The sequence below is a fragment of the Prescottella equi genome, from assembly GCF_020171745.1.
Taxonomy (GTDB): Bacteria; Actinomycetota; Actinomycetes; order Mycobacteriales; family Mycobacteriaceae; genus Prescottella; species Prescottella equi_A.
On the sequence record NZ_JAIVAH010000020.1, the window covers coordinates 209,874 to 233,022 of the forward strand.

Consider the following 23,149-nt stretch of genomic DNA (forward strand, 5'->3'; position numbering starts at 1 on the left):
CCCTGTTCATCTTGCCGCTCCCACGCCGATCAGGCACGCCGAGTCGGTCAACCGGGCGTGACGAGACCCGATTCGTACGCGACGACGACGGCCTGCGCCCGGTCCCGCAGCGACAGCTTGGACAGCACCTTGCCGACGTGGGTCTTGACGGTCTGTTCCGCGACGAACAGCCGTTCGGCGATCTCGACGTTCGACAGGCCCGCCGCGATCAGCTCGAGCACCTCGCGCTCGCGGGGCGTGAGGGCGTCGAGTTGCCGGTCGCGCCGGCGCGGGGTCGCGCGACGCCGGGTGACGTCCTCGATCAGCCGTTTGGTGACGCTCGGTGCGAGCAGCGCCTCCCCCGCCGCGACGACGCGCACCGCCCGGATCAGTTCCTCGGCCGGCGCGTCCTTGAGCAGAAACCCGCTGGCGCCGATCCCGAGCGCCTCGTACACGTACTCGTCGATGTCGAATGTGGTGAGCATGAGCACGCGCACCGGTGGGTCCATTGCGGCGGAAAGGATCTCGCGCGCGGCATCGAGCCCGTTCATCTCGGGCATCCGCACGTCCATCAGCACGACGTCGGGCCGCAGCCGCTTGACCTCGGTGACGGCGGCGCGACCGTCGGGCGCGTCGCCGATGACGCTGATGTCGGGCTGCGCGCCCAGCAGCGCGCCGAAGCCCTGCCGCACCATCGCCTGGTCGTCCGCAATGAATACCGTGATCGCCACCGCCCCAGCCTAGGCGAGCGGCGTGCTCGGGATGTGGGCCCTGACCTCGAATCCGCCGTCGTCGCGCACGACGGTGTCGAGGGTGCCGCCGATCGCGGCCGCGCGCTCGCGCATGCCGGCGATGCCGCTGCCACCCGACGACTCCGACGGTCGGGCAGCCTCCGTAGCCGGACCGTTGTGCACCACGATCGATGTGACCGACGGTCCGTACTCGAGGGACACCGTCACGTGCGCGCCGGGACAGTGCCGCGACGCGTTCGAGAGCGACTCCTGCAGGATTCGGTACACGGTGAGGCCCGACAACTCGGAGAGCATCGACGGATCACCGGTCACGTTCCACGACAACGCCATTCCGGCGCGCCTGCTGCCGTCGAGCAGCGCCTGAATCTGGTCGACGCCGGGCTGGGGCGCCCGCTCGATCGTCTCGGCGTCGCTGCGCAGCACACCGAGCAGACCGCGGATCTCGTTGAGCGCCTCCCGCGCGGTGGCACCGATGGACTCGAACTCGGCCTTGGCCTCGTCCGACACCGACGCGATCCGGTACGGCGCACTCTGCGCCTGCACGACAACCATCGACATGTGGTGGGCCACGACGTCGTGCAGGTCACGCGCGATGCGTGCCTTCTCCTCGAGGATCGCCCGCCGGGCCCGCTCCAGCTCACCGGCCTCCTCCTCGGCGGCCAGCTGTCGGCGCGACAGCACGAGCCAGCGGATCAGCAGACCGAAGACGACCAGGGCGCTCAGTCCGACCGCCCAGCCGATTCCGTCGTCGCCGGGGGCGTTCGCGAAGAACAGCAGCACCGTCGAGATCCACGCCACCACGACCGTGGGCGGCGCTGCGACGAGACTCACTGCCAGCAGCAGCGTCATGATCACGATGATGTGCACGACCTGCCACGGGTAGACGTATCCCGAGTCCGGGACGAGGTCGAACACCCACGGGATCACCAGAGCCGACACTGCCGATACCGCCCATCCGAGAGCGGGATTGGCCCGGACGAGGATGAACGGCCACGCCGCGAGCGCCGCGATGATCGGCTGCATCGGGTACGAGACCTGATGGGTCAGGTGCAGCGTCGGCCAGGCCACCGCGTACAGGATCACGGTGACCAGACCGATGAGGATGTTCACCCCGTGCCCACGCATCCGATTCGTCGCGTCACGGACCACTCGCTTGCCACTCACGGGTCCGACTCTAGGAACTGGAGTCTCGTCCGGCCTCATACCTGAGAGTGAGATCGATGTGGTTCCGCGGTACGAGGTCGTCTCCCCGGTCCCGCCGCGGGGCCGGTGATGATCCGCACTCCGGGGTGATGTCGCAGCGCAGCGCCCATTTCTAGCGTCGTTTGGTATGCGAACCAGAATCTGGGCCGGCGCGGTCCTCGCCGCCACCTCGATCGTGACCGCGACGTCGTACGCCCCTGCGGCCGACGCCGACACCCCGGCCCGCGAGAACTCCCTCGCGGCGCGGGCGGTCACCGCGTTGACGGCCGAGGACCGGTCACCGGACGTCGTGCCGCGCGATTTCGCCACCGTCATGGGCTACGAACCCGCCGTCCTGGGCGGGATGCTCGTCAACCCGGACGGGGCGTGCTCGTCGCCGATTCCACTGCCGGCCGAGTTCGACACGGCCTGCAAGTCGCACGACTTCGGCTACGACCTGCTGCGGTACGCCCACCAGGGCGGCGGCGATCTCGGGCCGTGGGCCCGCACCGAGATCGACGCGCAGTTGGACCGGCGCCTGCACGATGCATGCGACGCCCGGACGCGGGACCGCGCACAGTGTTTCGTGATGGCCGACACCGCCGCGACCGCCGTCGGATGGAATTCGCGGCGCCAGGGCTACGGGGCTCCCGTCGACGAACCGTGGATCCGGTACACGCTCGGTGGCGCGCTCGCCGTCGCCGGAGTGCTGGTCACCGCGTTCGTCATCCGCCGGGTCCGGGCCGGGGGTGCGGCATGAGCGTCGTCGGCACGTCCCGCGCGGCCGTCACCAGTGCGCTGGCACTCCCCCGCGTCGGCACGACGCTGGCGCTGACCGGCGGGGCCGTCGTGTCCCTCGCGCCGTCACTGCTGCCCCGCGGTCCGGTGGTGCAGGGCGTGTTGACCGGGGTGCTGGTGGCGCTCGGCTGGGGCGTCATGGCGGTTGCGCGTCGACTGCGGCCCGGTAGGCAGGCACCGCATCGGGACGCCCGGGTCGTCGTCCTCGGCTGCGCAGCCCTCGCCTGGTCGGTCGCGACCGCGAACCACTGGCAGAACGCGGTGCGGGCCGCGATGAGCGCGCCCGCGATCGGCGCCGGGCACTGGGCGGAGGTGACGTTCTGGGCGGGCACGACGGGCCTCGTGCTGTTCGGGATCGCCCGCGGGACACGCGGTGTCGCCCGACGTCTGGGCCTGCTGCGTGGCGTCGCCCTCACGATCGTCGCCGGCACCGTACTGATCGCGGGCGCGGCACCAGCAGCCGCCGACGCTGCGGCACAACACTTCCGGAGCACCAGCGCGCGGATCGACCCGACGCTCGGGCCGGGCGATCCACATTCCCTCGTCCCGTGGTCGACGCTGGGCGCGGAGGGTCGCCGGTTCGTCGCCGGCACGTCGGATCCGCGCAGCGTGCGGACGTACGTCGGCCTCGAATCGGCCCCGGGCGTGAGTTCCCGCGCGAGACTCGCGGTGGCCGAACTCGATCGCGCGGGCGGCCTGCGCCGTTCGCACGTGGTGGTCGCCGTCCCCACCGGATCCGGGTGGATCGACGGCGAGGCGGCCCGGGGCCTCGAGCGCCGCTTCGCCGGCGATGTCGCAATCGTCGGCCAGCAGTACTCGTACGCGCCGAGTTGGGCCACGTTCGTGTTCGGCCGGGCGGACGCGGAGGCGTCCGCCCGCGCACTGTTCACCGCGGTGTCGGAGCGGATCGGACAGTTGCCCGCGGCGGAGCGCCCGGCGCTGCACGTGTACGGGCAGAGCCTGGGGTCCATCGGTGGTAGCGCGATCTTCGACAGCGATGCCGATCAGCGAACCCGCGCGTGCAGCGTCGTGTGGGCGGGTCCGCCGGCCGGCGCGGTGCGGACCGACGGTGCGACGGTGCTCGCGAACAGTTCCGATCCCGTCGTGTGGTGGTCACCGGCGCTGCTGGCGCACGCACCCGACCTCTCCGATGCCCGCATCGATGCGCCTGTGCCGCAGTGGATTCCCGTGGTCAGCTTCGTCCAGACCGGCGTGGATCTCCTGTTCGCCCTGAATGCCCCGTCCGGGCACGGGCATCGCTACGGCGACGATCAGGGGATGCAGATGCGCGACTGTGCCTGACCCCGATTCCCGGGCACGATCCCGAACACCCGCCTACCGTGAAGGCATGAGCCGACCGACGGACACCGAAGCGGCACGCGCGATCCTGCGGGACAACTTCGAGCGGATCCGCGAACTCGTGGTCGAGATCACCGACGGACTGACCACCGAGCTGTCCGACTACCGCCCCGGCCCGCAGGCGAATTCGATCGCGTGGCTGATCTGGCACCTCACCCGGGTCCAGGACGACCACGTGAGCGAGCTCGCGGGCGCGGACCAGGCCTGGACGTCCCGCGGGTGGCAGGAGCGGTTCGGACTTCCGTTCCCTGCTTCCGACGTCGGCTTCGGGCAGGACAGCGCCCAGGTCGGCGAGGTGCACGCCGACGCACAGTTACTCGCCGACTATCACGGTGACGTGCACCTGGCGACGCTCGAATACCTCGACGAGATCACCACCGACGAACTCGACCGAATCGTGGACCGGCGGTGGGACCCGCCCGTCACGGTGTCGGTCCGGCTGGTCAGCGTGATCGGGGACTGTCTGCAGCACCTGGGACAGGCCGCGTACGTGCGGGGGCTGTTCGAGGCGGAATGAATCCCCGCTCTGCCGGTGACACTTCAGCGCGGGACGAGATCCGTCAACAGCCAGACACCCGCGGAGGTGAGGACGAAGTTCGCAATCAACACCGCGATCGGCAGGCCCGTACCGCGCCGTCGCCGTGACAACATGTCCAGAACGCCGGCGCTCACGCCGCCGACCGACAGCGCGAACATCGTGACAGCCCCGTCGACACCCCGCGCGTAGTCGAACACAGCACTGGCCGCAATGGCGGTGCCCGAGAACAGAGCCACGCCACACATCCCCATGAAGACGCCATGAAACGTCTTGTACTGTCGCGGGTTCAGGCTCGACGTGAACGACACATGCATCTCGCTTCCGGAATGGTGTGGAACCTATCTGGGACCGTCTGCAGTACCTGGGACAGACCGCGTACGTGCGGGGGCTGTTCGAGGCGCGGTGATGCGATAGTCCCGGCGGTCGACGCGGCGGGTCCGGCGGCGGTACGACGTCACGGTGCCGGGCCAGTTCGTGGTGATCTTGCCCGACGCGGTCCGGTACCAGTTCGCACACAGGCTCCACACCGAGTCGGCGAGCCGGCGCTGGATCTCCGCGTTGAACCGCCGCTCGACACCCGCATCCACCTCGACGGCGAGACCGGGCTGCTCGACCAGCCACTGCACCAGCCCGACGATGTGCCGCGCCTGCGATTCGAGCATGTACACGATCGAGCCCGAACCGAGATTCGTGTTGGGCCCGTACAGCATGAACAGGTTCGGGAACCCCGCGGTCGTGATTCCCAGGTAGGCCTCGGCGCCGTCGGACCACGCGTCGTCGAGCGTCCGTCCGCCCCTACCCGCGATCTTCATGGGCGCGAGGAAATCCGTTGCCGCGAAACCGGTTCCGTAGACGATGACGTCGGCCGGGTACAGCGCCCCGTCGGACGTGCGGACCCCCTCGGGCTCGATCCGCTCGATACCGTCGACCACCAGCTCCACGCTGGAACGGGTGACGGCCGGGTAGTAGTCGTCGGACAGGAGCATCCGCTTGCACCCCGGTTCGTAGTCCGGGGTGAGCGCCGCCAGCAGCGCCGGGTCGTCGACCTGCTTCTCGAGGTGCCGCCGGGCCAGCCGGCCGGCCAGTCCACCGCGTGCCTTGGTGTCGACCAGCGCGAAGGTGAGCAACTCGAGGATGCCCCAGGTGACGAACCGCTCCGCCCGCTGCACCGCGGGAACGGCCCGGAACACCCGGTGATGCCACGGGCGGTACTCGGTGTCGGGTTTGGGCAGGATCCACGGCGCCGACCGTTGGAAGAGCGTCAGACGGCCCACCCGCGGCGCGATGGCCGGGACGAACTGGATCGCGCTCGCTCCGGTCCCGATCACCGCGACGCGGCGGCCGTCCAGCGGGACGTCGTGATCCCACTCGGCGGAGTGGAAGGACGCACCGGCGAACGTATCACGGCCGGGAATGGCCGGGATCGACGGCAGCGACAGCTGGCCGACCGCCGGGACGAAGACGTCCGACTCGATCGTCTCCCCCGCCGCGGTCCGCACCGTCCACCGGTTGCCGGTCTCGTCGAAGTCGGCGGAGACCACCTCGACGCCGAAGCGGATGTGTCGTCGCAAATCGTGCTCGTCGGCGACGTGGCGTAGATACTCGAGGATGTCGGGCTGCTCCGAGAAGCGCCGCGGCCACGTCGGATTGGGCTCGGTGGAGATGGAGTACAGCGGCGACGGCACGTCACATGCCGCGCCCGGGTAGGTGTTGACCCGCCACACGCCGCCGACGTCGTCGCCCTTCTCGAGGATCGTGATGTCGGTGAGCCCGGCGCGCCGCAGATAGAGCGCGAGGGTGATGCCCCCGAATCCCGCACCGATGATCGTGATCGACGGCTGCCCCACGCCGGTCCTCCTGCCACCCGATTCGTCCTGTCCCGGAGCCTAGTCCTCCTCGGACGCCGACAGCCCGGATCCGACGTGCGGATCCGGGCTGTCGTGGTGGAGCTTCTACGCGACGGGCGACGCGATCGGCCCGCGGGCCGCCTCGTAGGCCGCACCGACGCGGTACAGGCGCTCGTCGGCCAGGGCCGGCGCCATGATCTGCAGGCCGACGGGCAGGCCGTCGTCCGCGGACACACCGGACGGCACCGACATCGCGCAGTGGCCGGCCAGGTTGGTCGGCAGCGTGCACAGGTCGGACAGGTACATCGCCAGCGGATCGTCGACCTTCTCGCCGAGCTTCCACGGCGTGAACGGGCTGGTCGGCGAGACCAGGACGTCGACCTTCTCGTACGCGGCGTCGAAGTCGCGGGCGATCAGCGTGCGGACCTTGAGCGCCGAACCGTAGTAGGCGTCGTAGTAGCCGGACGACAGCGCGTAGGTGCCGATCATGATGCGGCGCTTGACTTCCTTACCGAAGCCGGCGGCGCGGGTGGCGGCCATGACCTGCTCGGCGCTCATGTTGCCGTCGTCGACGCGCAGGCCGTAGCGCATCGCGTCGAAGCGCGCGAGGTTCGAGGACACCTCACTGGGCAGGATCAAGTAGTACGCGGCCAGCGCGTGCAGGAAGTTGGGGCACGACACCTCGACGACCTCGGCACCGAGCGCCGTCAGCTGCTCGACGGCGGCGTCGAACGACGCGATGACGCCGGGCTGGTAGCTGTCGGAGTGCAGTTCCTTGACGACACCGACGCGCACACCCTTCAGGTCGCCGGTCGCACCCTGACGGGCGGCCTCGACGACCGGACGGACCGGCTCGTTCACCGACGTGGAGTCACGCGGGTCGTACCCGGCGACGACCTCGTGCAGCAGCGCGGTGTCGAGGACCGTACGGCCGCACGGGCCGCCCTGGTCGAGCGACGACGCGCACGCGACGAGACCGAAGCGCGAGACGGTGCCGTACGTGGGCTTGGTGCCGACGGTCGCGGTGACGGCGGCCGGCTGGCGGATCGAGCCACCGGTGTCGGTGCCGATCGCGAGCGGCGCCTGGTACGACGCGAGCGCGGCCGCCGAGCCGCCGCCCGAACCGCCCGGGATGCGGGTGGTGTCCCACGGGTTGCGCGTCGGGCCGTACGCGGAGTTCTCGGTGGACGAGCCCATCGCGAACTCGTCCATGTTGGTCTTGCCGAGGATCGGGATGCCGGCCTCGCGCAGCTTGGTGGTGAGCGTCGCGTCGTACGGCGACACCCAACCCTCGAGGATCTTCGACGCGCACGTGGTGGGCATGTCGGTGGTCGTGAAGACGTCCTTGAGCGCGATCGGCACGCCCGCGAGCGCCGACGCCGGCTTGTCACCGGCGGCGATCGCGGAGTCGACCTCCTTGGCCGCGACGAGCGCCTGCTCGCCCGCGACGTGCAGGAACGCGTGCAGCTCGCCGTCGACCTTTGCGATCCGATCCAGGTGGGCCTGCGTGGCCTCGACCGACGAGATCTCGCGCGAATGGATCTTCGACGCCAGGTCGGAGGCGTCGAGACGGGTCAGATCGGTGCTCATTCGCCCTCTCCCAGGATCTGCGGAACGGCGAACCGGTCCTCTTCGACGGCCGGTGCACCGGACAGCGCCTGCTCGGGCGTCAGGCCCGGGACGATGACGTCGGGGCGGGTCACGTTGACGACGGGGTTGGGGTTCGCGGTGGGCGGGACATCATCTGCCGCGACCTCGGACACCGCCTTCACATGGCTGAGAATCGAATCCAGCTGACCGGCGAACTCGTCGAGTTCCGCGTCGGTCAGGGCAAGCCGGGACAGCCGGGCGAGGTGGGCGACCTCGTCACGGGAGATGGCAGGCACCTTCGGTGACCCCTTTCAGGTCGGAGTGAACGTTCCCACCAGCCTAGAGCGTGACCGTCGCGGGCCGTGCAGCCCGTCACCCGAGCAGCGGCGGGACCGGGGTGAAAGGATGGTGGCGGCGGGGGCTCGTACCGTGTCCCTTCTTCGGTATCGAACTGAGTCTTCGAACGAATGGAAAGGCCGCACGTGTCCTACCTGCTCCGCGTCCAGCTCCCCGATCGCCCCGGTAGCCTCGGCGCCCTTGCCGTCGCGCTCGGCTCGGTGGGTGCGGACATCCTCTCGCTCGACGTCGTCGAGCGCGGATCGGGGTTCGCCGTCGACGACCTGGTGGTGGACGTCGCCACCGGATCGCTGCCCGACGCGCTCATCACCGCAGCCGAACACCTGCCCGACGTCCGCGTGGACTCGATCCGGCCGTACTCCGGGATCCTCGACACCCACCGCGAACTCGAACTCATCGACACCGTCGCGACCGCGCACTCCGACCGCCTGCAGGTCCTCGTCGACGGGGCGCCGCGCGTGCTGCGGGTCGGCTGGTCGACGGTGATGGACCTCGGTCCGCACGGCGCGTACCGCGTCGTCGGCAGCCCCGGAGCGCCGGAGACGCACGCCGGCGATGCCCCCTGGATGCCGCTCGCGAAGGCCACCGTCCTCGACGGCCAGGCCGACTGGGTGCCGCAGTCGTGGCGAGACATGGACACCACCCTCGCCGCCGCCCCGCTGGGCAACAGCGGCAAGGCCCTCGTCCTGGGACGTCCCGGCGGCCCCGAGTTCCGCCCGTCCGAGGTGGCCCGGCTGGGCTACCTCGCGGGCATCATCGCGACCGTCCTCGGCTGAGCGTCAGACGAGTTCACGCACCAGCGCGGTGAGTTCCATGCCGGGCACGGGCTCCCAGTTGCGCTCCGGCGCGGGCACGAAGCCGTTGCGGTCGTAGATTCGGCGGGCGTCCACCATGTCGGGCTGCGTCGAGATGACGACTGCGCGGTCACCGCGGTCGTAGGCCACATCCAGCACGTGCCGGACGAGGGCCGAGCCGACGCCCTTGCCACGCGCGGTCGGCGCGACCGCCAGCATGCGGAACTCGAGCTCGCCCGACTCGGCGACGTCCGCGAACTTCGACTCGGGTGCGGCAATGGTGACCGATCCGACGATCTCGTCACCGACGACCGCGACGACGACGTCGGCGTGCTCGGCACGGGCTGCGGTGTCGCGCAGACGTTCCGCGTACATGTCGGACTCCGATACGAAACCACCGTCGATGTAGACGTCGGCGGTCAGGGTGCCGACGGCGTCGTAGTCGGCGGGAGTGGCGGTCCGGATATCGATCATGGCGTCACTATGTCAGCCACTCCCCTCCGTCAGAAAACCGATTCAGATGCCCCGAGCGGCGGAGATGAGACGCGCGACACACTCGGACCGCCCGGTCCGGAGGAAAGAGATCACGTCCGCCGACGCCCCCGCGAAGTGCGCCGCGCCACAACGGAACCGACTCCCACCAGGATCGATGGACCGAGGCCCGCGCAGCCGAGCGACCCCCGAGTCCCCGCCCGTTCCGCCCACCGGGAGCCCCGCCCCAACGACACCGCGTCGTAGAGTGGCATTCATCACGTAGACAACATGCCCGGTTCGGTGTGAATGTTCGTGTCGCGCTGCGCTTCTGCCGCTGCGGACTCAGACGCCGTCGGGCCCGTGCTCGAGCAGACGCCGGAAACCGGCCTCGTCCAGGATCGGCACGCCCAGTTCCTCCGCCTTCGCGGCCTTGGACCCGGGAGCGTCCCCGATCACCACGAACGCCGTCTTCTTCGACACCGATCCGGCCGCCTTGCCGCCGCGGATCAGGATCGCTTCCTTCGCCCCGTCGCGGGTGAAGCCGTCGAGCGATCCGGTGACGACGATCGACAGCCCCTCGAGGTTGCGGACGATCGACTCGTCGCGCTCGTCCTCCATCGTCACGCCTGCCGCACGCCACTTCTCGACGATGTCGCGGTGCCAGTCGACGGCGAACCACGCCACGACGGCGGTCGCGATGGTGCCGCCGACGCCGTCGACCGCGGCCAGTTCCTCGACACTCGCGTTCTCGATGCGTTCGAGGCTGCCGAACTCGCTCGCCAGCGCCCGGGCCGCGGTGGGGCCGACGTGGCGGATCGACAGGGCGACGAGCACCCGCCACAGCGGTTGTTGCTTGGCCGAACCCAGATTGTCGAGCAGGCGTTTGCCGTTGGCGGACAGCTTGCCGGCCTTGGTGCGGAACAGTGGGGCCTCGAGCAGATCGTCCTCGGTGAGCGAGAACAGGTCGCCCTCGTCGCTGATCACACCGGCCTGCAGCAGCGCGGTGGCGGCCTCGTAGCCGAGCACCTCGATGTCGAACGCGCCGCGGCCCGCGACGTGGAACACCCTCTCCCGCAACTGCGCCGGGCACGACCGCTGGTTGGGGCAGCGGATATCGGCGTCGCCCTCCTTGGCGGGCGCGAGCGTGGTGCCGCACTCCGGGCACTCGGTGGGCATCACGAACTCGGTCTCGGTGCCGTCGCGCACGTCGACGACCGGCCCGAGCACCTCGGGGATCACCTCGCCGGCCTTGCGGATCACGACGGTGTCGCCGATGAGGACGCCCTTGCGCTTGACCTCGGACGCGTTGTGCAGCGTCGCGAGCGCCACCGTCGACCCGGCCACCAGCACCGGCTCCATGTAGGCGAACGGGGTGACGCGTCCGGTGCGGCCGACGCTGACCCGGATGTCGAGCAGCTTGGTGGTGGCCTCCTCCGGCGGGTACTTGAACGCCACCGCCCAGCGCGGCGCACGCGACGTCGCACCCAGTCGGCGGTGCAGCGCCATCTCGTCGACCTTCACGACCAGGCCGTCGATCTCGTGCTCGACGTCGTGCCGGTGCTCGTCCCAGTACTTCACCTTCTCGACGACGGCGTCGACGCCGACGACCCGGGAAGTGTGGGTGGAGACGGGCAGACCCCACGCCGCGAGCGCGGTGTAGGCGTCGTACTGACCGACTGGGTCGAAGCCCTCGGTGCGGCCGAGGCCGTGGCAGATCATGCCGAGCCGCCGCCGCGCGGTCACCGCCGGATTCTTCTGCCGCAGTGAGCCTGCCGCCGAGTTACGCGGGTTCGCGAACGGCGCCTTGCCCTCCTCCAGGAGGGACGCGTTGAGGGCAGCGAAGTCCTCGAGCCGGAAGAACACCTCGCCACGGACCTCGAGCAGCGCGGGGATCGGGTATTCTTCACTGGGCGTGAGGGTTTCGGGAATGTCAGAGATGGTGCGGGCGTTGAGCGTGACGTCCTCGCCGGTGCGCCCGTCACCGCGGGTCGCGGCGCGGACCAGTTTGCCGTTCTCGTACACGAGGTTCAGCGCGACGCCGTCGATCTTGACCTCGCACAGGTAGTGCAGGTCGGGGCGGGCAGGAGCGGAGCCTGCGGAGCGACCATCGGACACCTCGCTCTCCACGCGGCCGGCCCAGGTGCGGAGCTCGTCGTAGTCGAAGACGTTGTCGAGGCTGAGCATTCGCTCGAGATGGTCGACGGCCTTGAACTCGGTCGCGAAGCCGCCGCCGACGAGTTGGGTGGGCGAGTCGGCCGTCCGCAGGTCCGGGTGCCGCTCCTCGAGCGCGTTCAGTTCGCCGAACAACTGGTCGAACTCGCCGTCGGAGACGATCGGCGAATCGAGCACGTAGTAGCGGAACTGGTGGTTCCGCACGATCTCGGCCAGCTCCTGCCAGCGCTCCCGATCCTCGGCGCTCGCGGGCACGACCTCGACGTCGGGCTGGCTGGTCACGGAGGCGGGGGCTTCGTTCTGGTCCACCTGGGAAGGTTATCGCAGCCAGCCGACAGTTTTCCCCGCTGCGGGGCACCTGCCCAACGGGAACTCACGTACCGCTCAAGCCACGAAAACGTGCCGTGAACTCCCGTTCAGCGGGCCTGGTCGGGATCCGCCCCGTCCGCGAAAGCACGGGTCAGTTCGTTCGCCGACCGCAGCGCCGTGCGGGCCCAGTCCCGGCTCGCACCGGCCAGTCCGCACGCGGGCGTGACGGTGACGCGCGACGACAGCATCTCCCGCGAGAAGCCGAGGCGGTCGAACAGCCGGGTGGCCGGCTCGGCCAGCTCCCGCCAGCCGGGCGTGCGCTCGGGCGCGGTCGTCGGCACCAGGCCCAGCGCGAGGTCGACGCCGGCGTCGAGCAGTTCGCCGATGCCGTCCAGATCGGGCGTGCGCAGCGTGCCGACGTCGAAACCGACCATCGCGGCGCCGCTGCGACGCAGCAGGCCCCACGGGACGTCGGATGCGCAGCAGTGCACCAGGACCGGCGCGCCGATCCGGCCGATCGCCTGCTGCAGCACGTGGAGGGCCTCCGGCTCCGGGAGCGCACGGGGGGTCTGCAGGATCGACACCCCGGACAGCGAACCGGCGAGCACCGCCGCCAGGCCCGGCTCGTCGAGCTGGACCACGACCGGCGACCCGAGCCGCCGGGCGGCGTCGGCGGCGTGGTCGGCGATGCCCTCGGCGAGCGATTCGGCGACATCGCGCAGCGCGCCGGGATCGGTGAGGACGCGGTGCCCGCCGTGCAGCTCGAGCTGCGACGCCAGGGTCAGCGGCCCGACGGCCTGCACCTTGACCGGCTGGTCGGTGCCGCGGCGTCCGGCCAGTTCCCACGACTCCTCGAGTGCGTCGAGGTCACGAGCCAACAGGTCCCGGGCGGTCCGGGTGGCGGCGCCCACGCGCTGCGCCAGGCGATACCCGGTGGTGGAGGTATCGATGGGCATGTCGATCAGCAGCGCCCCGGCGCGGCCGATCATGTCGGCACCGATGCCCCGCGCCGGTAGTTCGACGAGATGCGGCAGGACCGCGAGTTCGCCGACGACGATCTCCGCCGCCGCGCGCGGGTCGGTGCCGGGCCACGACCCGACACCCGTCGCAACTCCGACGGGGACCCGGTCGCCCGTCACGGACGGTCCGCGGAGGTGCCCGCGATGGTGCCGCTGCCGATGACGACGTCGCCGTCCTCGTCGGGGCGGTACAGCACCACGGCCTGACCCTTCGCGACGCCGGTCAGCGGCTCCGACAGCTGCACGACGATGCCGCCGCCCGTCTCCTCGGCCACCGCACGAGCGGTGCCGCCGTGCGCGCGCACCTGCACGACGCACTCGATCGGACCGACGGGCGCCTGCCCGGACGTCCAGATCGCACGGTCGGCGGTGATGGTCCACACGTCGAGACGCGCGGCCGAACCGACCCGCACGGTGCCGGTCTCGGGTTCGATCGACGTCACGTAGCGCGGCCGACCGTCGGCGGCCGGGCCCTCGACTCCGAGGCCCTTGCGCTGGCCGATCGTGAAGCCGTGCACGCCCTCGTGCTGCGCGAGCACCTCGCCGGTGTCGGCGTCGACCACGGCGCCGGGACGGATCCCGATCTTGGCGCCGAGGAACGCGCGGGTGTCGCCGGACGGAATGAAGCAGATGTCGTGGCTGTCGGGCTTGTTCGCGACCGCGAGCCCGCGCGCGGCGGCCTCCTCGCGGATCTGCTCCTTGGGGGTGTCGCCGACCGGGAACATCGCGCGCGACAACTGATCCGCGGTGAGCACCGCGAGCACATACGACTGGTCCTTGTCCGCGTCGACCGCCCGACGCAGCTCGCCGTCCTCGAGGCGCGCGTAGTGCCCGGTGGCGACGGCGTCGAAGCCCAGTGCGTAGGCACGGTCGGCGAGCGCCGCGAACTTGATCTTCTCGTTGCAGCGCAGGCACGGATTCGGGGTCTCGCCGGCGGCGTACGACTCGACGAAGTCGTCGATCACGTCTTCCTTGAAGCGGTCCGCGAAATCCCAGACGTAGAAAGGAATTCCGAGCACGTCGGCGGCCCGCTTGGCGTCGCCGGCATCCTCCTTGGAGCAGCAACCGCGCGAACCGGTGCGCAACGTGCCCGGCGCGGTGGACAGTGCCAGGTGCACGCCCACGACGTCGTGGCCGGCCTCCACGGCGCGGGCTGCGGCCACCGCCGAGTCCACACCGCCGCTCATCGCAGCCAGAACTCGCATCTAACGATTCCCTCCTCGAGCACCCGCACTCGCCAGTCCGGCGGCGCGAGCACGTTCGATCACCTGCGGCAGAGCGGACAGCAGCGCCTCGACGTCCCGCTCGGTCGACGTGTGCCCCAACGAGAAACGGAGCGATCCGCGGGCGACGACGGGGTCGACACCCATCGCGGTGAGCACGTGACTGGCGCTCGCGACACCGGCCGTGCAGGCCGATCCGGTGGAACACTCGACGCCCGCGACGTCGAGCAGCATGAGCAGCGAATCACCTTCGCAGCCGGGGAAGGTGAAGTGGGCGTTGCCCGGCAGCCGTGCCGGACCGGTGGCGCCGTTGAGGATCGCGTCGGGCACGATGCCCCGCACACCCTCGATCAGGCTGTCCCGCAACGCGATCAGCTCGGCGCTGCGCGACTCCATCTCGGACGTCGTGATCCGCAGCGCGGACGCCAGACCGACGATCGACGCGGTGTCCTGCGTGCCGGACCGCAGATCGCGCTCGTGACCGCCGCCGTGCGACAGCGGCACGCACGGCACCTGCCGGCCGAGCAACAGCGCGCCGACGCCCTGCGGACCGCCCAGCTTGTGACCGGCGATGCTCAGCGCCGACAGTCCGCTCGCCGCGAAGTCGATCGGCAGGTGGGCCGCGGCCTGGACCGCGTCGGAGTGGATCGGGACCCCGTACTCGGTGGCGATCGCCGCGATCTCGGCGATGGGATTGACCGTGCCGATCTCGTTGTTGGCCCACATGACGGTGACCAGGGCCGTCTCCTCGGCGCGGCGCGCCAGTTCGGCCCGCACGACGTCGGGGTCGACAGCGCCGTCGGCGTCGACGGGCAGCCACGTCACCTGCGCGCCCTCGTGCGCGACGAGCCACTCGACGGCGTCGAGCACGGCGTGGTGCTCGACCGCGCTCGCGAGGATCCGGGTGCGCTTGGGGTCGGCGTCGCGCCGCGCCCAGTAGATGCCCTTGACGGCGAGGTTGTCGCTCTCGGTGCCGCCGGAGGTGAAGATCACCTCGGACGGGCGGGCCCCGAGGCACGCGGCGATGGACTCGCGGGCCTCCTCGATGCGGCGTCGGGCCGAACGGCCCGATCCGTGTAACGACGAGGCATTACCCACCGTGGCGAAGACCTCGGTCATCGCCTCGATCGTGGCCGGATACATGGGTGTGGTCGCGGCATGGTCGAGGTAGACCGCTGAGCTGGTGGCAGGCGAGATCATGACCCGACAAGGATAGCCCGTCACCCGCGGCCACCGTCCGGCCGGAGACCGCCGTCACGCAGCGCGCTCGTGGACCGGCTCGTCGAGTCGAGCCAGCAGCCCGTCGGCGACCGTCCGGGAGCCTTCCCGCACCTGCTGAGCGCAGCGGTCCGCGAGCTCGCGGCGGTCGCCTCCGGGGTGCTGCAACTCCCCCGCGGTCACCCGCGCCCGCAGGCCCCGGGCCCGGACGACGCGCCGCATCGACGCCGCGATCGTGTCGGCGCCGACGAACGCCGGAAGCGTCGTGCCGTCGCCCGCGGCGTCGAGGTAGTCCACCGACAGCGGCAGCACCGGTCGCTGTGCGTCGATCGCCGCCTGGAACAGCGCGGGCCGGAACCGCCCGTACGCGCGGCCGCACCACGTGGTCCCCTCGGGGAACGCGATCACCGTCTCCCCCGCGGACAGCCGGTCCCGGACCACGGCCACCGTCGCCGGCAGCGAGCGCAGGCGGTCGCGTTCGATCGTGATGACCCGCGCCCGCCGGGCCACCGCACCGAGCAGCGGCCAGGTCACCAGATCGGCCCGCGCGACGAAACGGCCGGGCACCACCGCGGCGAGCACCAGCACGTCCAGCCACGACACATGACCCGCCACCACCAGCGTGCCGTGAGGGACCCGCAGCTCGGCGTCGCCGTCGACCCGAATCCCGATGCCCCGCAGCGCCGCCCGCGCCAGACGTCGGTGACAGCGCGTCCGGGTGGCGGCCGGGAGCGCGCGCAGCAACGGGAACAGCAGCATGCTCGACGCGGCCAGGATCAGCGCGGCCCACCGCAGGCACTCCGTCGGCACCGAGACCCGACCCGCCCCCGTCACGCACCTCTCACCACACGGGCTCGTCGGCGCCCAGGGGTGGCTCACGCGGCGGCCTCGAGCGTCGCGGCCGCTCGCTGCAGCCGTTCGAGGTACCGGGTGTCGGCGTCGTGCAGGCTCTGCAGCGCCACGAAATCGGCGACACCGAAGTCCGGGTCGTGCGCGGGCTCCCCACAGATCCGGGCGCCCAGCCGCAGGTATCCGCGCAGCAGCGGCGGCACCGACGGCCGCAGCGGCGCGGCGATGTCGTCGAGCGGTCGGCCGTCCACCCGCACCGGACGCAGCGGTCTCACCCACGACGACGGGTCGGCCGCGTGCCGGCTCAGCAGAAGGTCGCGGACCCCGCGCACGTTCGCGCCCGCCACCGCGTCGGGCCGGTCCTGCATCGGCACCGACACGCAGCCCATGACCGTGTCGTGTCCGGTGAGCTGCAGGTAGTGCAGGATGCCCGCCCACATGAGCGCGAGCACCGAACCGGAGCGGTGCTCGGCGTCGACGCACGCCCGCCCCATCTCGACCACCCGACGGCCCGCGGGATCGAGCGCGGCCAGATCGAACTCGGTGGCGGTGTAGTAGCCGCCGGCCGCGATCGCGGCGTCGGGCGGGAGCATCCGGTAGCAGCCGACGAACTCGTCGGTCGTGTTGTCGCGGACCAGCAGGTGGTCGCAGAAGTCGTCGAAGCGGTCGGCGTCCAGACGGTCGTCGGACGCGGGAACCACGAAGCCGGGTTCGGCGGCGAACACCCGGTAGCGCAGACGTTGCGCGGCGAGGCGATGCTCGCGGTCGGAGGAGACGAGGAGGGAGTAGCGCGAGGTCACTGGCGCGGAACAGACGGTTTCGACAGTCGACGAAGTTGTCATGCCAGAGGTCTATCGGGCCGGTACGGCGACGAGGCGTCGGCGATGTGTCGCGTCGATGCAGCTTCGGTGAACGCGGCGCGCGAAACGCGAGCCCCCACAACGCAAAACCCCCGCCACCGGAATCGGTGACGGGGGCGCTGCGAGCGTGGAGCCGGGTATCAGCCCTTGTGAGCCTTGACGGCCTCGGTGAGCTGCGGGGCGACGTTGAACAGGTCGCCCACGACGCCGAAGTCCGCGATCTCGAAGATCGGGGCCTCTTCGTCCTTGTTGACCGCGACGATGGTCTTCGAGGTCTGCATGCCGGCGCGGTGCTGGATGGCACCGGAGATGCCGAGCGCGATGTACAGCTGCGGCGAGACCGTCTTACCGGTCTGACCGACCTGGAACTGGCCCGGGTAGTAGCCCGAGTCGACCGCGGCACGCGAGGCGCCGACGGCGGCACCCAGCGAGTCGGCGAGCTCCTCGACGACCGAGAACTTGTCGGCCGAGCCGACGCCACGGCCACCGGAGACGACGACCGACGCCTCGGTGAGCTCCGGACGATCGCCACCGACGATGGGCGCGCGCGAGACGACCTTGACGGCGCCCTCGTCCTGAGCCGGAACCTCGACGACGACCTGCTCGCCGGCAGCGGCCTGCGGCTGGGCCTCGACGGCACCCGGGCGAACCGAGATGACCGGGACCTCGCCGTTGGCCTTGGCCTCGACGGTGAACGCGCCACCGAAGATCGAGTGGACGGCGCTGCCGTCGGCCTTGACCTCGACGACGTCGGACAGCAGGCCGGAGCCGATGCGGGCCGCCAGGCGACCGGCAACTTCCTTGCCCTCGGTGCTGGCCGCGAGGACCACGGCAGCCGGGCCGGCGGTCTCGACCAGGCCGGCGAGGACGTCGACCTTCGGGGTCACCAGGTAACCCTCGATGTCGTCGGACTCGGCGACGTAGATCTTGGCGGCACCGGCGGCGGCCAGAGCCTCGGCCAGCTTCGCGGTGGTGCCGGCGGGACCGGCGACGACGGCGGCCGGCTCACCGAGAGCGCGGGCTGCGGTGATGAGCTCGAGGCTGACCTTCTTGAGTGCACCCTCGGCGTGCTCGACGAGCACGAGAACTTCTGCCATTGCTTACTTCTCCCTGTCTTGTCTGCTGGTCTCGAGGGGGCCGGATCAGATGATCTTCTGGCCCACGAGGTACGCGGCGATCTTGCTGCCGCCGTCGCCCTCGTCGGAAACGCGCTCGCCAGCGGTACGCGGGGGCTTGGGGGTGGAGCCGGTGACGGTGGTGCCGGCGTTGGCGACACCCACGGTCTCGGGATCGACGCCCAGGTCGGCCAGGGTGAGGACCTGAACTTCCTTCTTCTTCGCGGCCATGATGCCCTTGAAGGACGGGAAGCGCGGCTCGTTGATCTTCTCGGTGACCGAGACGATGGCCGGCAGTGCAGCCTCGAGGCCGAAGACGCCCTCGTCGGTCTCGCGCTCACCGGTGACCGTGCCGCCCTCGACCGTCAGCTTGCGCAGCTGGGTGAGCTGCGGCAGGCCCAGGTACTCGGCGATGATGGCCGGGACGGCGCCGATGCGGCCGTCGGTGGCCTCGTTGCCGGCGATGACGAGATCGGCGGCCTCGCCGTTCTCGAAGCTGATCTGGCCCAGGGCCGCGGCGAGAGTCCAGCCGGTCTGGACGGCGTCGGAGCCGTGCAGGGCGGGATCGTTGACGTGAACGGCCTTGTCGGCGCCCATCGACAGCGCCTTGCGGATGGCATCGGTGGCGCGGTCGGGACCGGCGCACAGCACGATGACCTCGCCGCCGTCGCGCTCCTTGATGAGGAGGGCTTCCTCGACGGCGCGCTCGTTGATCTCGTCGAGCACGGCGTCGGCAGCCTCACGGTCGAGCGTGAAGTCGCCGTCGGACAGCTTGCGCTCGGACCACGTGTCGGGGACCTGCTTGATCAAAACGACGATGTTCGTCATGGGTCTTCGTCGACCTCCTGTGTGTAGCCGGCTGATAGTCGCGAGAAACTCCGCGACATGCCGAGCTCTCGTAAGTAATTTCGTCGCACGTTGGCTGTGCGACAGATTACCTCACACTAAGTTACCCGCTGGTAACTTAGGCGAAATCCGGTCTCACCATAACCGCCGAAGCGACCATTCGCGGCTGTGATGTGGACCACCCCGACAACTGTCCCCCGTGGTGCCACTAACCTCGCTGGGGTGAGCGAATCCACAGTCGGTTCCACAGCCGGGTCCCTCGACGCCGGGGCGACGCCGCCCGACGACGCCTCGACGCTGCCGTTGACGGGCGAGCGAACGGTGCCCGGAATCCCCGAGGAGAACTACTGGTTCCGTCGGCACGAGGTGGTCTACCGCGACCTTCTCCCCCGCTGCGCCGCACGACGGGTCCTCGAGGCCGGATCCGGAGAAGGCTACGGCGCCAACATGATTGCCGAGGTCGCCTCGAAGGTGACGGGTCTCGACTACGACGTCTCGGCGGTCGAGCACGTGCGCGCCCGGTACCCGCGGGTGGAGATGCTGCACGGCAATCTCGCCGAGCTGCCCCTCTCCGACGGCTCCGTCGACACCGTCGTCAACTTCCAGGTGATCGAACATTTGTGGGATCAGGCGCAGTTCCTGCGCGAGTGCCACCGCGTGCTGGCACCGGGCGGCGAACTGCTCGTGAGCACACCGAACCGAATCACGTTCTCCCCCGGGCGCGACACCCCGCTCAACCCGTTCCACACGCGTGAGCTGAACGCCGCCGAACTCACCGAACTCCTCGTCGAGGCGGGCTTCCGCGTCGAGGTCATGACCGGTGTGCACCACGGCGAGCGCCTGCGCGCCCTCGACGCCAAGCACGGCGGCTCGTTCATCGACGCCCAGATCGAGCGCGCCCTGGCCGGCGAGCCGTGGCCGGAGGACCTCACCCGCGACGTCGCCGACATCGGCGTCGACGACTTCGAACTGCGCGAGGCCGACATCGACGCGAGCCTCGACCTCGTCGCCATCGCGATCAAGGATCCCGTGACGTGACCGCGGCTCAGGGGGAAACCGTGACACCACGCGAACCGGGCATGTTCTGCCTGGTCCTGCACTCGCACCTGCCGTGGCTCGCCAACCACGGCCGCTGGCCGGTCGGCGAGGAGTGGCTGTACCAGTCGTGGGCGGCCACCTACCTGCCGGTGACGGCCGTGCTGCGCCGCCTCGCCGCCGAGGGACACTCGCGGATGCTGACGCTCGGCATCACGCCGGTGCTCGCGGCCCAGCTCGACGACCCGCACTGCCTCGACGGCATGCACCACTGGCTCGGCAACTGGCAGATCCGCGCCCACGAGGCCGCTGGGATGCCGTCGGCGTCGCACAAGGAACTCGGCGCGCGCGAGCACCGCGCCTCCGCGGCCGCGCTGGAGGACTTCGAAACACGTTGGCGCCACGGCGGTTCCGCCGTCCTGCGCGAGTTGATCGACGCCGAGGCGATCGAACTGCTCGGTGGGCCGCTCGCGCACCCGTTCCAGCCGCTGCTCGACGAGCGGCTGCGCGCGTTCTCGCTCACCGAGGGCCTCGCCGATGCGCGCGCCCGCTGGGGCCACACCCCTGCCGGAATCTGGGCGCCCGAGTGCGGCTACACGCCGGGCATGGAACGTGGCTACGCCGCCGCGGGCGTCTCGCACTTCATGGTCGACGGACCCGCGCTGCGCGGCGACACGTCCGCCGGGCGGCCGGTGTGGGACTCCGACGTCGTCGCGTTCGGCCGCGACCTCGAGGTGAGCTACCGCGTGTGGTCGCCCAAGACCGGCTACCCCGGTCACGCGGCCTACCGCGACTTCCACACCTACGACCACGACACGGGACTCAAGCCTTCCCGGGTCACGGGTCGCTCGGTGCCGTCGGAGAAGAAGGCGCCGTACGACCCCGAATTGGCGGCAGCCGCGCTCGACAAGCACGTCGACGACTTCGTCGAGACCGTGCGCCGACGGCTGCGCAGCGAGTCCGAGCGGATCGGCAAGGGCGCCCTCGTCGTCGCCGCGTTCGACACCGAACTGTTCGGACACTGGTGGTACGAGGGCCCGCAGTGGCTCGAGAAGGTGCTGCGCGCACTCCCCGAGGCCGGCATCCGCGTCGGCACCCTCGCCGACGCCCGCGCCGCAGGCTACGTCGGCGAACCGGTGGAACTGCAGGACTCGTCGTGGGGGTCCGGCAAGGACTGGCGGGTGTGGGCCGGCGACCAGGTGCAGGACCTGGTCCAGCTCAACGCGGAGGTCGTGCAGACCGCGCTGGACACGATCGACAAGTCCCGCGACGCAAATCCGGGCAGACCGGAACTTCGCAATCGGGTCCACGACCAGATGTTGCGTGAGACGCTGATGGCGGTCTCCAGCGACTGGGCCTTCATGGTCAGCAAGGATTCGGCGGCGGGATACGCCCGCGATCGAGCCCACAAGCACGCCCACGCGCTGCGGGAGATCGCCGACGCCGTCGCGTCCGGCCGCGACGATCTTGCACGACGTCTCGCGGACGGATGGAACGCCGCCGACGGCCTCTTCCCCGCACTCGACGCGCGGCGCCTGCCCGGTCGCCGGACCGATACAGCCGCATTCGCTGGGAGCGTGTGATGAAGATCCTCATCGTGTCGTGGGAGTACCCGCCGGTCGTCGTCGGCGGGCTGGGACGGCACGTCCACCATCTGGCCACGGAACTCGCCGCGGCCGGCCACGAGGTGGTCGTGTTGTCGCGGCGGCCGTCGGGCACCGACCCGTCGACGCATCCGACGGTCACCGAGATCGCCGACGGCGTGCTCGTGGTCGCGGTCGCCGAGGACCCGCCGCACTTCATCTTCGGCGAGGACATGCTGGCGTGGACGCTCGCGATGGGACACGCGATGGTCCGTGCCGGCGTGGCGCTGTCGAAGGAGGGCATCGGCGAGGGCTGGCAGCCCGACGTCGTGCACGCCCACGACTGGCTGGTGGCGCACCCCGCGATCGCGCTGGCCGAGTTCTACGACGTCCCGCTCGTCTCGACGCTGCACGCGTCGGAGGCCGGCCGGCACAGCGGCTGGATCTCGGGGCGGATCAACCGTCAGGTCCACTCGGTGGAGTGGTGGCTGGCCAACGAGTCCGACTCGATCATCACGTGCTCGGCGTCGATGCAGGACGAGGTCACCGAGCTGTACGGCCCGGAACTGCCGCCGATCACGGTGATCCGCAACGGCATCGACGTCACGACCTGGAACTTCCGCCCGCGCGCGCCGCGCTCCGGTCCGGCGACCCTGCTGTACGTGGGACGCCTCGAATACGAGAAGGGCGTGCAGGACGCGATCGCCGCACTGCCGAAGATCCGGCGCAGCCATCCCGGCACGACGCTGGCCGTCGCCGGCGAGGGCACGCAGTTCGAGTGGCTGCAGCAGCAGGCCCGCACGCACCGGGTCGCGCGTTCGGTGACCTTCCTCGGCAACCTCGACCACGAGGAACTGCTGGGCTGGCTGCACGGCGCCGACGCGATCGTGCTGCCCAGCCGATACGAGCCGTTCGGCATCATCGCGCTCGAGGCCGCCGCGGCGGGCACCCCGTTGATCGCCTCGACCGCGGGCGGTCTCGGCGAGGCCGTCGTGGACGGCGTCACGGGTCTGTCGTTCGAGCCGGGCGACGTCGACGGACTCACCTCCGCCGCGCGCGAGGTGCTCGACGATCCGGCGGCCGCACAGCAGCGCGCCGCGGCCGCACGGGAACGCCTCACCGCGGACTTCGACTGGCACAAGGTGGCCGAGGAGACCGTGCAGGTGTACGCCGCCGCGAAGCGCCGAGTGCGGCACCCGCTGGCCCGTCCGGAGATTCCGGAGCGCCCGCTACCCGGTCGGTAGCGGGCG

At 70.7% G+C, this 23,149-nt stretch carries 22 protein-coding genes; 7 read left to right on the forward strand and 15 right to left on the reverse strand.

Annotated elements, in window-relative coordinates; all coding sequences use genetic code 11:
- Positions 1-47 precede the first annotated feature (47 nt).
- Both LCL87_RS17720 and LCL87_RS17725 read right to left on the reverse strand, forming a co-directional pair.
- Positions 48-710, reverse strand: a complete 663-nt coding sequence (locus LCL87_RS17720; RefSeq protein ID WP_225021946.1) for a response regulator transcription factor — start codon at positions 708-710, stop codon at positions 48-50.
- Positions 711-719: 9 nt separating this feature from the next.
- Complete coding sequence (locus LCL87_RS17725; RefSeq protein WP_510850797.1) at positions 720-1,934, reverse strand: sensor histidine kinase; 1,215 nt, start codon at positions 1,932-1,934, stop codon at positions 720-722.
- Positions 1,935-2,061: 127 nt separating this feature from the next.
- Between LCL87_RS17725 and LCL87_RS17730 the strand changes: the two genes are divergently transcribed.
- The 3 genes from LCL87_RS17730 to LCL87_RS17740 are packed head-to-tail and all read left to right on the forward strand — an operon-like array spanning position 2,062 to position 4,587.
- Positions 2,062-2,673: a hypothetical protein gene (locus LCL87_RS17730; protein WP_225021948.1), complete on the forward strand. Its 612-nt coding sequence runs from the start codon at positions 2,062-2,064 to the stop codon at positions 2,671-2,673.
- A complete protein-coding gene (locus LCL87_RS17735; protein WP_225021950.1) occupies positions 2,670-4,013 on the forward strand; it encodes an alpha/beta-hydrolase family protein in 1,344 nt (447 codons plus the stop codon). The genes LCL87_RS17730 and LCL87_RS17735 overlap by 4 nt, the downstream gene beginning before the upstream one ends.
- Before the next feature lie 46 nt (positions 4,014-4,059).
- The gene (locus LCL87_RS17740) at positions 4,060-4,587 is read left to right on the forward strand and encodes a mycothiol transferase (RefSeq protein WP_225021952.1); all 528 of its coding nucleotides are present in this window, start codon (positions 4,060-4,062) and stop codon (positions 4,585-4,587) included.
- A 23-nt stretch (positions 4,588-4,610) separates the two neighbouring features.
- Here the strand turns inward: LCL87_RS17740 and LCL87_RS17745 are convergent, their stop codons facing one another.
- The 4 genes from LCL87_RS17745 to gatC form a co-directional block, all read right to left on the reverse strand.
- A complete protein-coding gene (locus LCL87_RS17745; RefSeq protein ID WP_225021953.1) occupies positions 4,611-4,922 on the reverse strand; it encodes a hypothetical protein in 312 nt (103 codons plus the stop codon).
- Positions 4,923-4,946: 24 nt separating this feature from the next.
- The gene (locus LCL87_RS17750; RefSeq protein WP_225021961.1) at positions 4,947-6,455 is read right to left on the reverse strand and encodes a flavin-containing monooxygenase; all 1,509 of its coding nucleotides are present in this window, start codon (positions 6,453-6,455) and stop codon (positions 4,947-4,949) included.
- 105 nt (positions 6,456-6,560) lie between these two features.
- On the reverse strand, positions 6,561-8,045 hold the full coding sequence (gene gatA / locus LCL87_RS17755) for an Asp-tRNA(Asn)/Glu-tRNA(Gln) amidotransferase subunit GatA (RefSeq protein WP_225021963.1): 1,485 nt from the start codon (positions 8,043-8,045) through the stop codon (positions 6,561-6,563).
- Positions 8,042-8,341 (reverse strand): Asp-tRNA(Asn)/Glu-tRNA(Gln) amidotransferase subunit GatC, encoded by a 300-nt coding sequence (gatC, locus tag LCL87_RS17760; RefSeq protein WP_225021965.1) that lies wholly within the window; start codon positions 8,339-8,341, stop codon positions 8,042-8,044. The genes gatA and gatC overlap by 4 nt, the downstream gene beginning before the upstream one ends.
- Positions 8,342-8,527: 186 nt before the next feature.
- On the opposite strand from gatC, the gene LCL87_RS17765 reads away from it, so the two are divergent.
- Positions 8,528-9,178 (forward strand): ACT domain-containing protein, encoded by a 651-nt coding sequence (locus tag LCL87_RS17765; RefSeq protein WP_225022044.1) that lies wholly within the window; start codon positions 8,528-8,530, stop codon positions 9,176-9,178.
- 3 nt (positions 9,179-9,181) lie between these two features.
- Here LCL87_RS17765 and LCL87_RS17770 read toward each other — a convergent pair whose 3' ends face one another.
- The 9 genes from LCL87_RS17770 to LCL87_RS17810 all read right to left on the reverse strand — a co-directional run bounded on the left by LCL87_RS17770 (position 9,182) and on the right by LCL87_RS17810 (position 19,263).
- The gene (locus LCL87_RS17770) at positions 9,182-9,670 is read right to left on the reverse strand and encodes a GNAT family N-acetyltransferase (RefSeq protein WP_225021967.1); all 489 of its coding nucleotides are present in this window, start codon (positions 9,668-9,670) and stop codon (positions 9,182-9,184) included.
- A 342-nt stretch (positions 9,671-10,012) separates the two neighbouring features.
- Entirely contained in the window at positions 10,013-12,124 is a 2,112-nt protein-coding gene (gene ligA, locus LCL87_RS17775; RefSeq protein ID WP_510850800.1) for an NAD-dependent DNA ligase LigA, read from the reverse strand.
- Between the two features lie 134 nt (positions 12,125-12,258).
- Entirely contained in the window at positions 12,259-13,290 is a 1,032-nt protein-coding gene (locus tag LCL87_RS17780; RefSeq protein WP_225021969.1) for a methionine synthase, read from the reverse strand.
- The gene (gene mnmA / locus LCL87_RS17785; protein WP_225021971.1) at positions 13,287-14,375 is read right to left on the reverse strand and encodes a tRNA 2-thiouridine(34) synthase MnmA; all 1,089 of its coding nucleotides are present in this window, start codon (positions 14,373-14,375) and stop codon (positions 13,287-13,289) included. Before mnmA ends, LCL87_RS17780 begins: the two co-directional genes overlap by 4 nt.
- Complete coding sequence (locus LCL87_RS17790; protein WP_225021973.1) at positions 14,376-15,593, reverse strand: cysteine desulfurase family protein; 1,218 nt, start codon at positions 15,591-15,593, stop codon at positions 14,376-14,378. It abuts the gene before it with no gap.
- A gap of 54 nt (positions 15,594-15,647) precedes the next feature.
- Complete coding sequence (locus LCL87_RS17795; protein ID WP_225021975.1) at positions 15,648-16,445, reverse strand: lysophospholipid acyltransferase family protein; 798 nt, start codon at positions 16,443-16,445, stop codon at positions 15,648-15,650.
- Between the two features lie 41 nt (positions 16,446-16,486).
- The gene (locus LCL87_RS17800; protein WP_225021977.1) at positions 16,487-17,302 is read right to left on the reverse strand and encodes a GNAT family N-acyltransferase; all 816 of its coding nucleotides are present in this window, start codon (positions 17,300-17,302) and stop codon (positions 16,487-16,489) included.
- Between the two features lie 158 nt (positions 17,303-17,460).
- Positions 17,461-18,417: an electron transfer flavoprotein subunit alpha/FixB family protein gene (locus LCL87_RS17805; protein ID WP_225021979.1), complete on the reverse strand. Its 957-nt coding sequence runs from the start codon at positions 18,415-18,417 to the stop codon at positions 17,461-17,463.
- A 45-nt stretch (positions 18,418-18,462) separates the two neighbouring features.
- The gene (locus LCL87_RS17810; protein WP_225021986.1) at positions 18,463-19,263 is read right to left on the reverse strand and encodes an electron transfer flavoprotein subunit beta/FixA family protein; all 801 of its coding nucleotides are present in this window, start codon (positions 19,261-19,263) and stop codon (positions 18,463-18,465) included.
- 240 nt (positions 19,264-19,503) lie between these two features.
- Between LCL87_RS17810 and LCL87_RS17815 the strand changes: the two genes are divergently transcribed.
- The 3 genes from LCL87_RS17815 to LCL87_RS17825 are packed head-to-tail and all read left to right on the forward strand — an operon-like array spanning position 19,504 to position 23,143.
- Positions 19,504-20,319, forward strand: a complete 816-nt coding sequence (locus LCL87_RS17815; protein ID WP_510850798.1) for a class I SAM-dependent methyltransferase — start codon at positions 19,504-19,506, stop codon at positions 20,317-20,319.
- Positions 20,320-20,360: 41 nt separating this feature from the next.
- A complete protein-coding gene (locus LCL87_RS17820; RefSeq protein ID WP_225022048.1) occupies positions 20,361-21,899 on the forward strand; it encodes a glycoside hydrolase family 57 protein in 1,539 nt (512 codons plus the stop codon).
- On the forward strand, positions 21,899-23,143 hold the full coding sequence (locus LCL87_RS17825) for a glycosyltransferase family 4 protein (RefSeq protein WP_225021989.1): 1,245 nt from the start codon (positions 21,899-21,901) through the stop codon (positions 23,141-23,143). Before LCL87_RS17820 ends, LCL87_RS17825 begins: the two co-directional genes overlap by 1 nt.
- Positions 23,144-23,149: the final 6 nt, after the last annotated feature.